The sequence below is a fragment of the Enterobacter cloacae complex sp. P6RS genome (assembly GCF_014982245.1).
Taxonomy (GTDB): Bacteria; Pseudomonadota; Gammaproteobacteria; order Enterobacterales; family Enterobacteriaceae; genus Enterobacter; species Enterobacter bugandensis.
This window is the reverse complement of record NZ_JADCLB010000003.1, coordinates 238,942-256,507: the sequence shown is the minus strand read 5'-3', so window position 1 is coordinate 256,507 and position 17,566 is coordinate 238,942. Positions and strand designations below refer to the sequence as shown.

20 protein-coding genes are annotated in these 17,566 nt (G+C 53.2%); 14 read left to right on the top strand and 6 right to left on the bottom strand.

The features are described from left to right. The first annotated feature begins 10 nt into the window (after positions 1-10). The 5 genes from INF73_RS02265 to INF73_RS02245 are packed head-to-tail and all read left to right on the top strand — an operon-like array spanning position 11 to position 2,648. The gene (locus INF73_RS02265; RefSeq protein ID WP_370567490.1) at positions 11-190 is read left to right on the top strand and encodes a fimbrial protein; all 180 of its coding nucleotides are present in this window, start codon (positions 11-13) and stop codon (positions 188-190) included. Positions 191-201: 11 nt separating this feature from the next. Beyond that, positions 202-711 carry a fimbrial protein gene (locus INF73_RS02260; RefSeq protein WP_193542904.1) on the top strand — a complete coding sequence of 170 codons (510 nt, stop codon included), beginning with the start codon at positions 202-204 and terminating at the stop codon, positions 709-711. Positions 712-764: 53 nt separating this feature from the next. Continuing rightward, positions 765-1,274, top strand: a complete 510-nt coding sequence (locus INF73_RS02255; protein ID WP_193542906.1) for a fimbrial protein — start codon at positions 765-767, stop codon at positions 1,272-1,274. A gap of 42 nt (positions 1,275-1,316) precedes the next feature. Further along, positions 1,317-2,003, top strand: a complete 687-nt coding sequence (locus INF73_RS02250; RefSeq protein ID WP_193542909.1) for an EAL domain-containing protein — start codon at positions 1,317-1,319, stop codon at positions 2,001-2,003. Positions 2,004-2,006: 3 nt separating this feature from the next. Beyond that, positions 2,007-2,648, top strand: a complete 642-nt coding sequence (locus tag INF73_RS02245; protein ID WP_059356940.1) for a LuxR C-terminal-related transcriptional regulator — start codon at positions 2,007-2,009, stop codon at positions 2,646-2,648. Between the two features lie 67 nt (positions 2,649-2,715). On the opposite strand, the gene fdhF is transcribed toward INF73_RS02245, so the two are convergent. From fdhF to ycgZ, 4 genes are all read right to left on the bottom strand, one after another. Further along, positions 2,716-4,866 carry a formate dehydrogenase subunit alpha gene (gene fdhF / locus INF73_RS02240; RefSeq protein WP_193542911.1) on the bottom strand — a complete coding sequence of 717 codons (2,151 nt, stop codon included), beginning with the start codon at positions 4,864-4,866 and terminating at the stop codon, positions 2,716-2,718. A gap of 184 nt (positions 4,867-5,050) precedes the next feature. After that, on the bottom strand, positions 5,051-5,329 hold the full coding sequence (locus tag INF73_RS02235; protein ID WP_047368383.1) for a biofilm development regulator YmgB/AriR family protein: 279 nt from the start codon (positions 5,327-5,329) through the stop codon (positions 5,051-5,053). A gap of 29 nt (positions 5,330-5,358) precedes the next feature. After that, positions 5,359-5,679, bottom strand: a complete 321-nt coding sequence (locus INF73_RS02230) for a hypothetical protein (protein ID WP_028012860.1) — start codon at positions 5,677-5,679, stop codon at positions 5,359-5,361. Positions 5,680-5,683: 4 nt separating this feature from the next. After that, a complete protein-coding gene (ycgZ, locus tag INF73_RS02225; protein WP_028012861.1) occupies positions 5,684-5,923 on the bottom strand; it encodes a regulatory protein YcgZ in 240 nt (79 codons plus the stop codon). Positions 5,924-6,263: 340 nt separating this feature from the next. On the opposite strand from ycgZ, the gene INF73_RS02220 reads away from it, so the two are divergent. The 9 genes from INF73_RS02220 to INF73_RS02180 all read left to right on the top strand — a co-directional run bounded on the left by INF73_RS02220 (position 6,264) and on the right by INF73_RS02180 (position 15,342). Then, positions 6,264-7,484, top strand: a complete 1,221-nt coding sequence (locus INF73_RS02220; RefSeq protein ID WP_193542450.1) for a diguanylate phosphodiesterase — start codon at positions 6,264-6,266, stop codon at positions 7,482-7,484. 188 nt (positions 7,485-7,672) lie between these two features. Continuing rightward, entirely contained in the window at positions 7,673-8,401 is a 729-nt protein-coding gene (locus INF73_RS02215) for a MerR family transcriptional regulator (RefSeq protein ID WP_049000802.1), read from the top strand. A gap of 313 nt (positions 8,402-8,714) precedes the next feature. Then, positions 8,715-9,083: a Fe-S cluster assembly scaffold SufA gene (gene sufA / locus INF73_RS02210; protein WP_041910386.1), complete on the top strand. Its 369-nt coding sequence runs from the start codon at positions 8,715-8,717 to the stop codon at positions 9,081-9,083. Between the two features lie 8 nt (positions 9,084-9,091). Next, on the top strand, positions 9,092-10,582 hold the full coding sequence (gene sufB, locus INF73_RS02205) for a Fe-S cluster assembly protein SufB (RefSeq protein ID WP_028012865.1): 1,491 nt from the start codon (positions 9,092-9,094) through the stop codon (positions 10,580-10,582). 9 nt (positions 10,583-10,591) lie between these two features. Beyond that, positions 10,592-11,338, top strand: a complete 747-nt coding sequence (gene sufC, locus INF73_RS02200) for a Fe-S cluster assembly ATPase SufC (RefSeq protein WP_041910384.1) — start codon at positions 10,592-10,594, stop codon at positions 11,336-11,338. Next, positions 11,313-12,584 (top strand): Fe-S cluster assembly protein SufD, encoded by a 1,272-nt coding sequence (gene sufD, locus INF73_RS02195; protein ID WP_192970958.1) that lies wholly within the window; start codon positions 11,313-11,315, stop codon positions 12,582-12,584. Before sufC ends, sufD begins: the two co-directional genes overlap by 26 nt. After that, positions 12,581-13,801 (top strand): cysteine desulfurase SufS, encoded by a 1,221-nt coding sequence (gene sufS, locus INF73_RS02190; RefSeq protein ID WP_193542448.1) that lies wholly within the window; start codon positions 12,581-12,583, stop codon positions 13,799-13,801. The genes sufD and sufS overlap by 4 nt, the downstream gene beginning before the upstream one ends. A 13-nt stretch (positions 13,802-13,814) precedes the next feature. Beyond that, on the top strand, positions 13,815-14,231 hold the full coding sequence (sufE, locus tag INF73_RS02185) for a cysteine desulfuration protein SufE (protein WP_028012869.1): 417 nt from the start codon (positions 13,815-13,817) through the stop codon (positions 14,229-14,231). A 97-nt stretch (positions 14,232-14,328) separates the two neighbouring features. Next, positions 14,329-15,342, top strand: a complete 1,014-nt coding sequence (locus tag INF73_RS02180; protein WP_028012870.1) for a L,D-transpeptidase family protein — start codon at positions 14,329-14,331, stop codon at positions 15,340-15,342. A gap of 60 nt (positions 15,343-15,402) precedes the next feature. On the opposite strand, the gene lpp is transcribed toward INF73_RS02180, so the two are convergent. Beyond that, complete coding sequence (gene lpp, locus INF73_RS02175) at positions 15,403-15,639, bottom strand: murein lipoprotein Lpp (protein WP_001082307.1); 237 nt, start codon at positions 15,637-15,639, stop codon at positions 15,403-15,405. A gap of 309 nt (positions 15,640-15,948) precedes the next feature. After that, positions 15,949-17,361 (bottom strand): pyruvate kinase PykF, encoded by a 1,413-nt coding sequence (pykF, locus tag INF73_RS02170; RefSeq protein ID WP_014883536.1) that lies wholly within the window; start codon positions 17,359-17,361, stop codon positions 15,949-15,951. Between the last annotated feature and the right edge of the window lie 205 nt (positions 17,362-17,566).

The following is a 17,566-nucleotide window of genomic DNA, read 5'->3' as shown; positions in this document are numbered from 1 at the left end:
AGCGAAGGGTGTGGGGGTGCAAATGTTATATGGCGGTACAATTCTAAATCTTAATAGTCCCGTTCAGGTTACAACATCTAGCTCCGGGTCGGAATCAATCCCTCTCACGGCCCGTTATTATCAGACAAAGACAAACGTGAGTGCCGGGACGGCGAATGCAATAGCGACATTAAATATAATTTATCAATAGGAGGTCAAATCATGAAATTTAAACTTATGGCAATTACAGCTGCGATATCCTTTTCATCCATGGCGGTTGATACGGCAAATATTAACGTTACAGGTACTATTGTTGCTTCCCCTTGCGTAATCAATGGAGGAAGTGCCAACCTGAACGTGGATTTAGGTTCGACTATTCAGGCCTCTGCGCTGGCCAGCGCGGGAGCTACGTCTAGCCCCGTGGCATTTACTCTTCCGATAACAGCATGCCCTGTAGGAACGAGTACTGTGCAGGTAACATTCAGCGGAACGCCCGACCCTGTCGCTGGTGCTAACTATTATAAGAGCACAGGCACCGCGACTAACGTAGCGGTGGGATTGTATCAGGCCAGCAATGGCAACCTGTTGGGGAACGGTACGTCTGTGACCCAAACCGTTCAAGGCGATCGCACAGCGTCGTTAGCGATGCAGGCTAAAGCGTATTCATCAGCGGGTAGCGTTATGCCGGGAACCATTAATTCCGTGATTGTTGCTACGATGCAGTATAACTGATTGATTAACATTAAAGCTGAACACCCGCTTAACGCGGGTGCCAGAGGTGTGTTATGTATAGAAAAAGGTATTCCGTCGTTTTTATTTTTTTAACATTACCGTTAATGGGTAGAGCGGACTCCAATATTAATATTTCCGGGCAGGTTATTGCCAGCCCGTGTGTCGTTGACACGGGCACCGTTTCTAAAATGGTCAATCTGGGGGAAGCAACCAAGCAGAATCTCATTAATGCCGGTGACGGTGCCGTCTGGTCTGATTTTGAGCTGCTGGTGCAAAACTGTCCTGCTGGCACCAGCAGCGTAACGGCCAAATTTACCGGTAATGCAGATACGCAAGATCCCACGGCATGGAAAAACAGCGGGACCAGCAACAATGTGGCATTACGTATTGCCAGCAGGGATCATGCGACAGCATATAGCGTGAACAGCACAATGCAGGTGAATGTCGACAGCAGCACGCGCAGTTCGACATTCCCGCTGTCAGCGAGAATGTTTACGCCACAAGGAAATTCCACTGCCGGAACATTCCAGGCAGTAATGAATGTAGATTTTACTTATCAGTAACGGCTGAAATATCTTTTTTAAAATAATAAGTTTGAGACATCCATGTTGATTAATTCCTTGCTTGAGCATGCTATATGCGGTGTTCGGTTCCAGCCTATCTATTCTTCACAGGAAAAGAAGATAAAGGCTTGGGAGATGCTAAGTACCTTACGTCAGGGAATTGATTGCGAAACGTTTTTTGAAAAGATGTCTTTAAATGCAAGTTCTCGTTTGCTGCGCTGGCAGTTGCGTATAATTCCTATGTGTGAAGAGGGTGGTGACTATTTTATTAACGTCCCCGCAAAATTATTATGCCAATCAGAATTGGTCAGTGAAATATTGCCCAGCCTGCGTTCTGGTATCGTTATTGAGGTACAAGATCCGTGCAATTTTATTTTGCTAACAAATGAAGAGCGAGAGAGTTTTGATATAATGCATCAGAGAATAAAGAAAACAAGTACAAAGATATGGTTGGATGATGTTAGAAGTGAGCATTTAGCGCCGCTGGGTGAACGTATTTGCATATTTGATGGTGTTAAAGTAGATAAAAAGAGCTTATGGGAAAACAGATTGACTCCCCGGGCCTTACAATCAATGATAGCCTACTGCGCTATGATGGTAGATCAGGTGCTTATTGAAGGCATCGAAAATAACGAACTGTTTGCTTTGGCTCAGAATACTGGATGCAATTTAATGCAGGGATTTCTTTGGCCTGAAAAAAGGTTGAGTGTCGATTATGTCTCGGTCTGATAAATGATAAATGTTTTAATTAAAGAAGATGATTTTTTATATCACCATAGCCTCAGGTCATTTGTTGAAGATTTTTTTAACAATGAATATACAAAAAAAGTCAATTTTCTCAATGGCTATGATGTGGAGAATATTGCTCGGGCGGGAATAATCGTTTATGCGTTCAGCAAGGGCGAACATTATACCTGTTTCCCGGAATTAAAATGCGCGCGTAAATGCGTCATAATTGGTATTACCGAAGCGGAAGAGCCATCGTCATCGTTTTTACCGCTCTGCATTCAGCAGACATTTTTTGTGTCGCGCTCAGCGTCACTCTATCTGTTGAAGAGGGTATTGCGCCAGGCCTGGAGTGCATACAGTGCGCCCGTTATCCCTGTCCTTTCAAAAGCCTGTTTAAGCTGTAAGCATAAAACGTTATCACAGCGTGAGCTCAATATTATGGCCGGCCTTTTCAAGGGGGAATCCGTCAAAAACATAGCCAGGGAGATGATGCTTACGCCAAAGACGATCTATGCCCATAAGTATGCGGTTATGCATAAGTTTAACCTGAGCAGTGAGCATGAGTTGCTGGAGCTCCTGAACCGCTTGCTTGAAAAGCGCTGTAACCCCAATTTGTTTCGTGATGCATTAGATCTGTTTCATTAGGGAATTACCCGGCCAAAAAGATGATCATTCTGGTGCCGGGTAAACCTGATGCTATTTACGCTGTTCCTCAGACGTTCGCCGCGCTCATCAGCCGCGACTTCATGGACTGATACGCCGACGCCGCATAGTCCTCCGCCCAGCGCTGATCCTCAATCGCCTCCAGCTGCACCGCACAATATTTTGTCTCCGGCGTTTTTGATACAGGGTCGAGATTATCCTGCGTCAGCTCATTGCAGGCCCCGATCCACCATTGATAGGTCATATAGACCGCCCCGGCGTTGATGCGCTCGCTAATGCTGGCGCGGGTGATCACTTTACCCCGGCGCGAACGTACCCAGACCAGTTGACCGTCGCTAATACCTAGTCTGTCCGCATCGGAAGGATTCACCTGCACCCGTCCCGGCTCATCGGCGAGGCTTTGCAGCGCGGCGCAGTTACCCGTCATCGAGCGGCAGGAGTAGTGCCCAACTTCGCGTACCGTGCAGAGTACCAGCGGATAATCATCATCGGGCGTCTCGGCCGGCGCGCGCCACGGTGCGGCAAAGAGCTGTCCTTTACCGCTCGGGGTATCGAACTGATTATCTTTGTACAGGTACGGCGTGCCGGGGTGATCGAGCGTCGGGCACGGCCACTGTACGTGGCCCATCTCGCCCATTTTTTCATACGTCACGCCGTAGAAGAGCGGGCACAGCTCGCGCATTTCATCCCAGATCTGCTGGTTATCGTCGTAATGCATCGGATAGCCCATCTCGGTGGCGAGCAGGCTGATGATCTCCCAGTCGCGCTTCACGTTGCCTTTGGCCTCAATAGCCTGGCCAAAACGCTGGAAACCCCGGTCGGCGCAGGTAAAAACGCCGCCGTGTTCGCCCCATGAGGTGGCAGGGAGCAGAACGTCCGCCACTTCCGCCGTTTTGGTCATAAAGATGTCCTGAACCACGACAAAATCGAGCGCCTCGAAACCGCTGCGGACCAGGCCGAGATCGGCTTCCGTCTGCAGCGGATCTTCCCCCATGATGTAATAGGCTTTGACCTTGCCTTCCAGCGCAAGGTGCGGCACCTCGGTAATGCGCGTTCCGACGCGATCGTCCATGTTATTCACGTCGATCCCCCAGGCATCGGCGAACTTCTGCCGGACAGCCGGATCGGTCACATCCTGATAGCCGGGGAACATATTCGGCAGAACGCCCATATCGCAGGCGCCCTGAACATTGTTTTGCCCGCGCACGGGACCGACACCGACGGCAGGGCGGCCGAGGTTGCCGGTCAGCAGTGCCAGGCTGGAAAGCCCTTTGACGACATCGACGGCCTGGCCAAACTGAGTCACGCCCATTCCCCACATTACCGTGGCGGAAGGGGCCGCCGCGAAGGTGCGCATTGCCTGACGAACGTCGCGGGCGGGGATGCCGGTGAGGTGTTCTACGCGCTCTGGGGCATACTCTTTCACCGTCTGCCGATAGGCCTCAAGTCCTTCGGTAAACCGCGCGACGTAGTTCTTGTCGTACAGCTCTTCTTCCAGAAGCACATAGCCAAAGGCGTTCACCAGCGCCATGTTGCTACCGTTCTTCAATTGCAGATGCTGATCGGCAATGCGCGCCGTTTCGATGCGGCGCGGGTCGCAGACGATGATTTTCGCGCCGTTTTCACGGGCTTTTAGCACGCGCCGGGCGACGATAGGGTGGGAGTCTGCGCAGTTATAGCCAAATACCAGCAGGCATTTGGAGTGTTCAATATCGTTGATAGAGTTGCTCATTGCACCGTTGCCGAGGGTCTCCTGAAGTCCGGCGACGGAAGGACCGTGACAAACGCGCGCGCAGCAGTCGACGTTGTTGGTGTGCAGCACCGCGCGGGCAAATTTTTGCATCACGTAGTTGGTTTCATTCCCGGTACCGCGCGACGACCCGGTAGTCATAATCGAACGCGGGCCGAACTGGGCTTTAATGCTGCTGAGCTTACGGGCGGTGTAGCGGATAGCCTCTTCCCAGGTCACGGGAGTGAATGTCTCTCCCTTGCGGTAGCGGATCATTGGCTGGGTCAGGCGTGGGGTGAGCAGGCGGGTATCGTTAAGGAAATCCCAGCCGTAAAATCCTTTCAGGCATAGCGTGCCCTGGTTTGTGGCCCCCTCTGCCGCTTCGGCACGGATGATACGGTTATTCTCAACGACAAGGTTTAGTTTGCAGCCTGCACCACAGTAAGGGCAGACGCTGGCGATTTTTTTCATCAATAACAGACCTGTTAAGAAATGAAGCAAAATGACTGGTAAGCCCAGTCCCGTAACAGGGAGTAAGCAGAAACCATGCCATCTTTATAATGCTTCTTTACAGGGGGTTATGAAGAGAGGGGGGTGTCATCGTCAGCCTGTTCGACAATTCTGACGATGACACGATCGCTGAATGACAGGGCGTTTAAACGTCATCCATGGTGTAGCCCACAACGATTTCAAGCGTCTTACGAATTACATCCGCCTGCACAACGTCTCTGGTCGCTTCCAGCGTCTGAATGAGCCACAGGATGATCGCTTTATTGGAAATATGACCTTCAGAGGCCAGAACACAGCGTACTGCAGTAGAAAAAATAGCGGACTCTTCAGCAAAACGATCGCCTGCGTGACGGAAATATTCCGCCAGCGCACTGTCTAAAAAAGCAGAGTGGTATTCGGGTTGAAGCTGAATATTTTGTCTCATTTGTTCTCACCGTAGCTGTTAAAATGCAGTCAATGTATTTTTTTGGGATCGGACGGCTTTCCCTTTCCAAACAACGACACAACATTGCCTCTGTTATCATTGAGAGGTCCCTCTCTGCTTATTCGTCCTTGCGCGGTTCTGCGACGTTTTAATCCGAGGCTTTTTGATCCGATATCGGCAATCGCCTTCGCCAGTGTCTCCCGCCGCCGGGGATTCTTTTCATGTGTTTTCATCTGCCGCAGACGCTGAACCAGAGCTTCAGTTGTAACGGGGCCACGCTCTCTCAAAAGAGAAAGAACGGCTTCGCCAATCAGCTGATCGGTCAGTTTGTCTGCGTCACTGCGGTTCATCACGTTATCGTTCGAAGAGCAAACCAAGCAGCATATGGTAATGCTGTTCCTCTTCGGGGCCCTCGGCCCTTTCAAGGCGACTTAACAGTTTGGTACAGAGCGATTTGCGATTGAGATTTCGCCCGTCGCTAAGGATCTCAACAACGACCTGACCCAGCGTTTCCTGTTGGGTGGGAAGCGTGGCTTTTTCGAAGTACTGTGCGATCGCTGCTGCGGAATCTGCGACGTAACCTTTCTGCTGCATGTTTCGCTCCTGTAAAATTATGTAATCAGTAACGTTACATTTAAGGTATACACTTTTTCTAAATCTGTACATTAAAAATGTACAGATTTTTAATAAAATCAGGATATATTTTATAAATGATATATTTTTCAATCACTTGTTTGTTGTTCATGAAACGGGAATGCTAAAGAATATATTGTACAAAACGCACGGCCGCTGTTAAGTTGTACAACACTTGTGAGAGTGCCATTAACGGGCGTAAATGATTGAGATGTAAATTATTTGTGAGGCAATTAATGTGCTATAAGAGAAGTCTCTCCACATGTTTTTGTGGTCAAAACCCTTAACCCCCAGGAATCGCATGCTTACAACCATCATTTACCGCAGTCATATCTGCGAGGACGTTCCAGTGAAAGCACTGGAAGCTATGGTCGCTGCTGCAAATAATAAAAACCGGCAAGCCAACGTCACGGGGATCTTGCTGTTTAACGGCACACATTTTTTTCAGTTGCTTGAGGGGCCAGTGGAGCATGTTTCTGCTATTTACGAGGAGATCTGCAACGACCCGCGACACCATAACGTAGTCGAGCTGATGCGCGATCACGGCCCCGTCCGGCGTTTTGGCAAGGTGGGGATGGAGCTTTTTGATTTGCGCCAGTTCGACAGGAATGAGGTGCTGCAACAGGTGCTGAACAAGGGAACAACACGCTATCAGCTGACTTACAATGACCGTCCGCTGCAGTTTTTCCGTACCTTTGTCGAGGCCACGGAAAAAGCGAACTATTTTGAACTGCCGCCTGCGGATTCCTGGGAGTTCGTTCGCGAAGAAACACGCTTGTCAGCGCAACCCGAGGTAATCGCGAAAGGAGCGGATTGCAGCTTCGCGTTCCAGCCGATAGTCGATCCGTTTATGCAGCAGGTCGTCTCCTGGGAGGCGCTTCTCCGCACGCCTGAAGGCGGCGCTCCGGGGATCTACTTCGCCAATCTGCCGCGTGACGACGTGTATACCTCTGATTTGCACAGCAAGCAGGTGGCACTCTCAATGGCCAGTGCACTCGGGTTGCAGAACCAGACGTTATCCCTCAACCTGCTGCCTATGACGCTGGTTAACATTCCTAATGCCGTTGATTTCTTGCTCACCGCAATTGAAGCAAACGGTTTTGTCCCTGAGCAAATTGTGGTGGAGTTTACCGAAAGTGAAGCCATTTCCCGTTTTGACGAGTTCACGGATTCAGTCAGACAGCTGAAAAGTGCAGGCATCAGCGTGACGATCGATCACTTTGGTGCCGGCTTTGCGGGACTACAGCTACTGGCCCAATTCCAGCCCGACAGAATTAAGATTAATCGCGATCTCGTCGCGAACGTGCATAAAAGTGGCCCTCGACAGGCCATCATTCAGGCGATTATCAAATGCTGTTCCTCGCTTGAAATTCAGTTCTGCGCGGTCGGCGTGGAGAAGGCAGAAGAGTGGATGTGGCTGGAATCTGCGGGCATTTCCCAGTTCCAGGGCCATCTGTTTGCAAGCCCCCGGCATGGCGGAATTCCGGCGATTGCATGGCCGGAGAAGAAATTCGATTTTTGATAAAGCTGTACAAAATTCGGCAGACTTAGCTGTACGAGAAGCAAACTTTAGACAACAATGTATTAACAGGTGAAGGGAGAACGACCCCTTTCACCTGAGCAAAATGCGGTCTTAGTTATACAAATGGTTTGTACAATCTGATAAGGTTGGTGTAGTTAGGTATGGAAGTTCTGAGCGTGAGGGAGTTAATGGCCTATTACAGTATCGGCGAAGTGGCCGAACGATGCGGTATCAACCCCGTTACGCTGCGTGCCTGGCAGCGACGTTATGGATTGTTGAAGCCGCAGCGCAGCGAAGGGGGTCATCGTCAGTTTGACGATGAAGATATCCTGCGTATTGAAGAGATCAAACGCCTGATGAAAAGCGGCGTTTCGGTCGGAAAAGTAAAAGCCTTGCTGGAAAATAAAGAAGTCCTGACTCAGGGTAACTGGGTCTCGTTCCAGGAAGAGATGATGACCGTTCTGCGTTATGCCAGCCCGGCAAAGCTGCGCGCCAAAATCGGTGAGTTCCGCCGGGAGCATGCCATGGATGCGCTGATTGATAACATCATTTCCCCCGTCCGCCAGCGAATGAATCAGGATCAAAATACTGTACGCCACATGGCGAGCATGCTTGACGGCGTCCTGATTGAATTCGCGGTTCTAAGCCTGGCGGAGTCGCGCAAGAAAGCGGGTAAAGATGCGTTGCTTATCGGCTGGGAATGCGATGACCGTACCCATCTTTGGCTTGAAGCCGCGCGGCTGGCGCAGCAAGGCTGGCACATTGACGTGCTGGCGGACCCGATTGATTCTCCGCGTCCTGAACTTTTCCCGGGGCAAAAAATCTTCGTCTGGACGGGAAAGACGCTAACACCGCGTCAGCAGGAACAGCTGGATCACTGGCGTGAGCAGGGTTTTAGCGTTTCATTTCACCAATAATAATCAGAGGCCTTGAGGGCCTTTTATTGTTTTAGACACTTCCAGAACAAAAGCTATCTCAAAAATAGGCATTTCCGATACATATTTTACTTTTCCTCTCTTCGCTGTTTTCTCCAACAGATAATCCATTAATTTTCAAAGTATTGAACAATTAAATCCATCCTGCCTGCATCCTGCCACAGGGTCTATGCTTAATAAAAGTAGACAAAAAGGGCGGTTTAGCCGAATGCCCCTGCTGACAGAGGGTTGAAGTGATAATCGTTATCACTAACATGGTGTTATGCCCTGATGGCTAATCAGATGAGGTGGACCTATGGAACTGCATTCAGAAACCTTCAATCCTGCCGATTTTGCCTGGCGTGGATTAACGCTCACGCCTGCGGCGGCGGCGCATATCCACGAGCTGGTGGCAAAAAATCCCGACATTCTCGGCGTGCGCTTAGGCGTTAAGCAGACCGGCTGCGCGGGCTTTGGCTACGTGCTGGATACCGTCACCGCACCGGAAAAAGATGACCTGGTGTTTGAAACCGACGGCGCAAAGCTGTACGTCGCGCTGCAGGCTATGCCGTTTATCGATGGAACCGAAGTGGATTACGTGCGGGAAGGTTTAAACCAGTTATTCAAATTTCATAACCCGAAAGCCCAGAACGAATGCGGCTGCGGCGAAAGCTTTGGGGTATAGGCGGTACTATGTCTCGTAATACTGAAGCAACGAGTGATGTAAACACCTGGAGCGGCGGACACCTCAACTATAAAGAGGGTTTTTTCACGCAGCTGCAGACCGACGAGCTGGCGAAAGGCATTAATGAAGATGTGGTGCGCGCCATTTCGGCCAAACGTAACGAGCCCGAGTGGATGCTCGAATTTCGCCTGAGCGCATTCCGCGCCTGGCTGGAGATGGAAGAGCCGCACTGGCTGAAAGCCCACTACGACAAGCTAAACTATCAGGATTACAGCTACTACTCCGCACCCTCCTGCGGCAGCTGTGACGATACCTGCGCCTCGCAGCCCGGCGCGGTCCAGCAGACCGGTGCCGAGAACAGCTTCCTGAGCAAAGAGGTTGAAGAGGCGTTTAACCAGCTGGGCGTGCCCGTGCGCGAGGGGAGAGAGGTGGCGGTGGACGCCATTTTCGACTCCGTCTCGGTGGCGACCACCTACCGTGAAAAGCTGGCCGAGCAGGGGATCATTTTCTGCTCCTTTGGCGAAGCCATTCATGACCATCCCGATCTGGTGAAAAAGTACATCGGCACCGTGGTACCGAGCAACGATAACTTCTTCGCCGCGCTGAATGCCGCGGTAGCCTCTGACGGTACCTTTATCTACGTGCCGAAAGGCGTGCGCTGCCCGATGGAGCTCTCCACCTATTTCCGCATCAACGCCGAAAAAACCGGACAGTTCGAACGCACCATTCTGGTAGCGGACGAAGGCAGCTACGTCAGCTATATCGAAGGGTGCTCCGCCCCGGTGCGCGACAGCTACCAGCTGCACGCGGCGGTGGTTGAGGTCATCATTCACAAAGACGCCGAGGTGAAATACTCCACGGTGCAGAACTGGTTCCCCGGCGACGGCAATACCGGCGGTATCCTGAACTTCGTCACCAAGCGCGCGCTGTGCGAAGGCGAAAACAGCAAAATGTCCTGGACGCAGTCGGAAACCGGCTCAGCTATTACCTGGAAATACCCGAGCTGTATTCTGCGCGGGGATAACTCCATCGGTGAGTTTTACTCGGTGGCGCTGACCAGCGGGCATCAGCAGGCCGATACCGGCACCAAGATGATCCACATTGGGAAAAACACCAAATCGACGATTATTTCGAAGGGGATCTCCGCCGGGCATAGCCAGAACAGCTATCGCGGGCTGGTGAAAATCATGCCGACGGCCACCAACGCGCGTAACTTCACTCAGTGTGATTCAATGCTGATCGGTGCCGACTGCGGGGCGCATACCTTCCCGTACGTGGAGTGTCGCAACAACACGGCTCAGCTGGAGCACGAGGCGACCACGTCGCGCATTGGGGAAGATCAGCTCTTCTACTGCCTGCAGCGCGGCATCAGCGAAGAAGATGCCATTTCGATGATTGTGAACGGCTTCTGTAAGGACGTGTTCTCTGAACTGCCGCTGGAATTCGCCGTTGAAGCACAAAAACTCCTCGCCATTAGTCTTGAACACAGCGTCGGTTAAGGAAAGCACATGTTAAGCATTAAAGATTTACAGGTTAGCGTGGAAGAGAAAGCGATCCTGCGCGGTCTCAATTTTGACGTCAAGCCGGGTGAAGTTCACGCCATCATGGGGCCAAACGGCTCCGGGAAAAGTACGCTTTCAGCGACGCTGGCGGGACGCGAAGATTACGAAGTGACAGGCGGCTCGGTCGAATTTAACGGCAAAGATCTTCTGGAGATGTCGCCGGAAGACCGCGCGGGTGAGGGCATCTTTATGGCCTTCCAGTACCCGGTGGAAATTCCGGGCGTCAGCAACCAGTTTTTCCTTCAGACGGCGCTGAATGCGGTGCGCAAGTATCGCGGCCAGGAGGCGCTGGATCGCTTCGACTTCCAGGATCTCATGGAAGAGAAGATCAAACTGCTGAAAATGCCGGAAGACCTGCTGACCCGCTCGGTCAACGTCGGCTTTTCCGGCGGCGAGAAAAAGCGTAACGATATCCTGCAGATGGCGGTGCTGGAGCCCGAGCTGTGCATTCTGGATGAGACCGACTCCGGTCTGGATATCGACGCCCTGAAGATTGTCGCCGACGGGGTGAATTCCCTGCGCGACGGCAAGCGCTCGTTCATTATTGTCACCCACTACCAGCGCATTCTGGATTACATCAAGCCGGACTATGTCCACGTGCTTTACCAGGGACGTATTGTGAAATCCGGTGATTTTACGCTGGTTAAACAACTGGAGGAGCAGGGCTATGGCTGGCTTACCGAACAGCAGTAATGCGCTCCAGCAGTGGCACCGGCTGTTTGAGGAGCAGGGTAATACGCGCTCCGAGCAGGCGCAGCAGCACCTGCAGCAGATGCTGCGCCTCGGCCTGCCGACGCGGAAGCATGAGAACTGGAAATACACCCCACTCGACGGCCTGCTGAACGGCGAGTTTGTGACGCGTCTGGCGGAGATTGACCCGGTCCGGCGCGACGCTCTGGCGCTGACGGTGGATGCGGTGCGTCTGGTCTTTGTCGACGGCGTCTGGCGTCCAGAACTGAGCGACGACGCCCGGGATAGCGGGTTCGATATCGTCATTAACGACGACCGCCAGAGCCTGAGCACCCCGGTTCAGCCGGAAGTCTTCCTCCACCTGACCGAGAGCCTGGCCCGCAGCGTGACGCATATTCAGGTCAAGCGTAACCAGCGTCCGGCAAAACCGCTGCTGCTGATGCACATCACACAGGGCGTGGAGGGCGATGAGATCAACACCGCGCACTATCGCCATCACCTTGAGCTGGCGGAGGGGGCGGAGGCCACGGTAATCGAACATTACGTCAGCCTCAACGAGACCCGCCATTTTACCGGGTCGCGGCTGACGATGAACGTTGCCGCTAATGCGCAGCTTCACCACATTAAGCTGGCGTTTGAGAATCCGCAGAGCCATCATTTTGCCCATAACGATCTTCTGCTGGGCCAGGATGCCGCGGCGTACAGCCACAGCTTCCTGCTCGGCGGCGCGGTGCTGCGCCACAACACCAGCACGCAGCTTAACGGTGAAAACACTACGCTGCGCATCAACAGCCTGGCGATGCCGGTGAAGGCAGAAGTGTGCGACACGCGCACCTGGCTTGAGCACAACAAAGGCTACTGCAACAGCCGCCAGCTGCACAAAACCATCGTCAGCGATAAAGGGCGGGCGGTGTTTAACGGCCTGATTAACGTGGCCCAGCACGCCATTAAAACCGACGGGCAGATGACCAACAACAATCTGCTGCTGGGGCGCCTGGCGGAAGTGGACACCAAGCCGCAGCTGGAGATCTACGCCGACGACGTAAAATGCAGTCACGGCGCGACGGTCGGTCGGATCGACGACGAGCAGATGTTCTACCTGCGCTCGCGCGGCATCGACCAGCAGGCGGCGCAGAAAATGATCATCTACGCCTTTGCGGCGGAGCTTACGGAAGCGCTGCACGATGGCGTATTGAAGCAGCAGGTGCTGGCCCGCATTGGTCAGCGTCTGCCCGGAGGCGAAGCATGAGTTTTCCCGTAGAGAAAGTGCGGGCCGATTTCCCGGTTCTGACCCGTGAAGTGAACGGCCTGCCGCTGGCCTATCTCGACAGCGCGGCCAGCGCGCAGAAGCCGAATCAGGTGGTGGATGCGGAAGCCGAGTTCTACCGCCACGGCTACGCCGCCGTGCATCGCGGTATTCATACCCTGAGCGCCGAGGCGACCCAGCGCATGGAAAACGTGCGCACGCAAATTGCATCCTTCCTCAATGCACGCCTGCCGGAAGAGCTGGTATTTGTGCGCGGCACAACCGAGGGGATTAACCTTGTCGCCAACAGCTGGGGCAACGCCCAGGTGCGCGCGGGGGATAACATCATCATCACCCAGATGGAGCACCACGCCAATATTGTGCCGTGGCAGATGCTCTGCGAGCGTGTCGGCGCGCAGCTGCGGGTCGTTCCGTTGAACGACAATGGCACGCTGCAGCTGGAGCAGCTTGACGCCCTGCTGGACGATAAAACGCGGCTGGTGGCGGTCACCCAGGTCTCTAACGTGCTGGGCACCGAAAACCCGGTGACAGAGATTATCGCAAAAGCCCATCAGGCCGGCGCGAAGGTGCTGATTGACGGTGCGCAGGCGGTGATGCACCACGCGGTGGACGTGCAGGCGCTGGACTGTGATTTCTACGTATTCTCCGGGCATAAGCTCTATGGCCCGACCGGGATTGGCGTGCTGTATGTGAAAGAAGACATCCTGCAGGCGATGCCGCCGTGGGAAGGGGGCGGATCGATGATCGCCACCGTCAGCCTGACGGAAGGGACGACCTACGCCCGTGCGCCCTGGCGCTTCGAGGCGGGCACCCCCAACACCGGCGGGATTATCGGCCTGGGGGCGGCGGTGTCTTACGTCTCCGCAATCGGCCTCGACGCCATTCAGGAGTACGAACAGCTGCTGATGCACTACGCGCTGCAGGAGCTTGCCAGCGTGCCTGACCTTACCCTGTATGGCCCGGCTGACCGACAGGGCGTGATTGCCTTTAACCTGGGGAAACACCACGCCTATGACGTGGGCAGCTTCCTCGATAACTACGGCGTGGCCGTCCGTACCGGGCACCACTGTGCCATGCCGCTGATGGCTTTTTACCAGGTGCCGGCAATGTGCCGCGCATCGCTGGTGATGTATAACACAATGGAAGAGGTCGACAGGCTGGTGGCGGGGCTTAAGCGCATTCACCAGCTGCTGGGCTAAGAAGAGGCAAAAGATGGCAGAACTGCCGGACAGAGACAAATTGCTGCGCAACTTTGGGCGCTGTGCAAACTGGGAAGAGAAATACCTTTATATCATCGAGCTGGGGCAGCGTCTGCCGCCGCTCGGAGAAGAGGCGCATAACCCGGAAAACATTATTCAGGGCTGCCAGAGCCAGGTGTGGATTGTGATGGAGCAGTCTGACGACGGCACTATCGCCCTGCACGGCGACAGCGATGCGGCCATTGTAAAAGGGCTGATTGCGGTCGTCTTTATTCTTTACCACCGGATGTCGGCGCAGGATATCGTCGCGTTCGATGTCCGCCCGTGGTTTGAAAAAATGGCCCTGACCCAACACCTCACCCCGTCCCGCTCCCAGGGGCTGGAAGCGATGATTCGCGCCATTCGCGCCAAAGCTGCAATCCTTAGCTAGACTTACAGAACAGCATTCATTCTGTTTCGCGAGGTGGTTCCCGCCTCGCTGGTTTTTCAGCTTTCTGGCATCCTGCCAGTGAATAAGGAATCTCAGCATGAAGCGCGCGTCTCTAATAACTCTATTACTCCTCAGTTCGCTCGGTACGTTTAATTCGGCCCGCGCGATGGACTATCCGTTGCCGCCCGCAGGCAGCCGTCTGATTGGGCAAAATCAAACCTACACGATACAGGAAGGGGATAATAAGCTTCAGACTATCGCCCGTCGGTTTAATACGGCGGCGCAGGTGATCCTTGAAACGAACAATACCATTGCGCCAGTAAACCCGGCACCGGGTACCGTTATCACCATCCCGTCGCAGATGTTGCTGCCGGATACCCCGCGCGAAGGCATTGTGGTTAACCTGGCCGAGCTTCGGCTTTACTACTTCCCACCGGGAGAAAATATTGTCCAGGTCTTCCCGCTCGGCATCGGACAGCTGGGGCTGGAAACGCCGGTGAGTACCACCCGCGTCAGCCAAAAAATCCCTAATCCAACCTGGACGCCAACGGCGGGCATCAGAGCGCGTTCCCTGGCCCAGGGAATTAAATTGCCACCCGTCGTCCCGGCGGGGCCAAATAACCCGCTGGGGCGCTATGCGCTGCGTCTGGGAATTGGTAATGGGGAATATCTTATTCACGGCACCAGCGCGCCGGACAGCGTAGGTCTGCGCGTCAGTTCCGGCTGTATGCGAATGAACGCCCCGGATATTAAAGCCCTGTTTGAACAGGTGCGGGTCGGCACGCGGGTACAGATCATCAACGAGCCGGTGAAATTCTCGGTTGAGCCGGACGGTAAACGTTATATTGAGGTCCACCGTCCGCTGGCGCAGGTGGAGGGCGAGAACCCGCAGATTTCGCCCATCACCCACTCGGCAGACTTTGCCACCTTTGTTTCTCAGGCCGGAAGCGATAAGGCGTTAATTGATAAAGCCCTGGCGCGCCGTGCCGGGATCCCGGTTGTCGTATCCGCGGGTAGCGGCCCGTCGGCCAGCAATAGCGTGTTGTCAGTGCAGAACAGCCGGGTGTCTGCTGCGGTAGCAGAAGAGGAAGGGGAAAAGGTAACGCAGTAGCATTTTGACGCAGGCAAAAAAAATGGCGCACAATGTGCGCCATTTTATTAACAGGTACTATTACTTACGGTATTTAGTAGCCTGGTTGTCCAGACGCTGGTTAGCGCGAGCTGCGTCGTCTTTAGCAGCCTGAACGTCGGAACGCATTGCGTTCACGTCGTTGCTCAGCTGGTCAACTTTAGCGTTCAGAGTCTGAACGTCAGAAGACAGCTGATCGATTTTAGCGTTGCTGGAGCAACCAGCCAGCAGAGTAGAACCCAGGATTACCGCGCCCAGTACCAGTTTAGTACGATTCATTATTAATACCCTCTAGATTGAGTTAATCTCCATGTAGCGTTACAAGTATTACACAAACTTTTTTGGGTTGAGAATATTTTTTTGATGGGAATACGCCTATTTTTGATCGTTCGCTCAAAGAAGCATCGAATCAGTGCGTTTTGAGTAAAAAGCTATGTAAAAAAAGGCATTTTTCATCGGATTCATCTTAGATAAATCGCATTTAAATAGAAAAACCCGATTTGCTTTTTGAATGAATTTGGCTAATGCCGGGAATAAAAAAAGCGCCCATTGGGCGCTTTTTATCAAATTTAATTCGTTCGTGAATTATTACAGCACGTGAACGGAGGCAGTATTGGTTGTTCCGCTTGGTACCAGAGCACCAGAAACCATTACAACAACGTCGCCCTTCTGCGCCAGACCGCTTTCCAGAGCCATTGCTTTACCCTGAATGTAGAAATCGTCAGTAGAGGCGATCTCTTTGACCAGGTGCGCAACCACGCCTTTGCTCAGCACCAGCTGACGTGCGGTGGTTTCGTTGGTGGTCAGGGCCAGGATGGTGGCATCCGGGAAGTATTTACGCACTGCGCGCGCAGATTTACCGCCCTGGGTCGCAACAACAATCAGTGGCGCTTCCAGTTTCTCAGCGGTTTCTACCGCACCGCGGCATACTGCTTCAGTGATGCGCAGCTTGCGGCTGTCGTTGTTGAAGTCCAGACGGCTGGTCATCACGCGGTCAGTACGTTCGCAGATGGTCGCCATGATGCCGACCGCTTCCAGAGGGTATTTCCCTTTAGCGGATTCACCGGACAGCATTACTGCATCGGTACCGTCGAGGATGGCGTTCGCCACGTCGCCTGCTTCAGCGCGGGTAGGGCGTGGGTTTTTGATCATGGAGTCCAGCATCTGCGTGGCGGTGATAACCACTTTACGCGCGCGAACACATTTCTCGATCATCATCTTCTGCGCGAAGATCACTTCTTCAACCGGGATTTCAACGCCCAGGTCGCCACGAGCAACCATGATGCCGTCAGACGCTTCGAGGATTTCGTCGAAGTTGTTCAGGCCTTCCTGGTTTTCGATTTTGGAGATGATCTGGATCTTCTCGCCGCCGTGGGCTTTCAGGTGCTCACGAATTTCAACCACGTCGGAACGCTTACGGATGAAGGACGCCGCAACGAAATCAACGCCTTGTTCGCAGCCGAAGATCAGGTCCTGTTTGTCTTTCTCCGCCAGTGCTGGCAGCGCGATAGAAACGCCCGGCAGGTTAACGCCTTTGTTTTCGCCCAGGTCGCCGTTGTTCAGCACTTTACAGATAACTTTGTTACCTTCAATAGCGGTCACTTCCATACCGATCAGACCATCGTCGACCAGCACGGTGTTACCCACAGACAGATCGCTGGTGAAGCCTTCATAGGTGACCGCAACGATTTCGCTGTTACCGACAACGGATTTGTCGGTAGTGAAGGTGAAGGTCTGGCCCGCTTTCAGAGAGACGTCGTTACCGCCTTCCAGTTTGATGGTACGGATTTCCGGACCCTTGGTATCGAGCAGGATCGCCGCTTTTTTACCGGTCTTGCTCATCACGTTGCGCAAGTTCTGGATACGCTGACCGTGTTCTGCGTAGTCACCGTGGGAAAAGTTCAGACGCATCACGTTCATGCCGGCGTCCAGCATTTTGCTCAGCATCTCTTCGGATTCGGTTTTCGGGCCGATAGTACAAACAATTTTCGTCTTTTTCATGACAGTCTTAGTCTTTAAGTTGGGAAGGATATGGAAATCTCGCTCCGGGGGCGCACCGCCGCGGAGTCAAACCTGTGTTGCAAAAGAGTATATGACACGCACTAAGGATAGGAGACATCAAATGAGCGTGCAGAAGAAAGTGTGCCTGAGTGACAGCCCAACGAAGGAGAGGAGAAGTTGTACGTTGTTTTTTGTATTCCAAGCG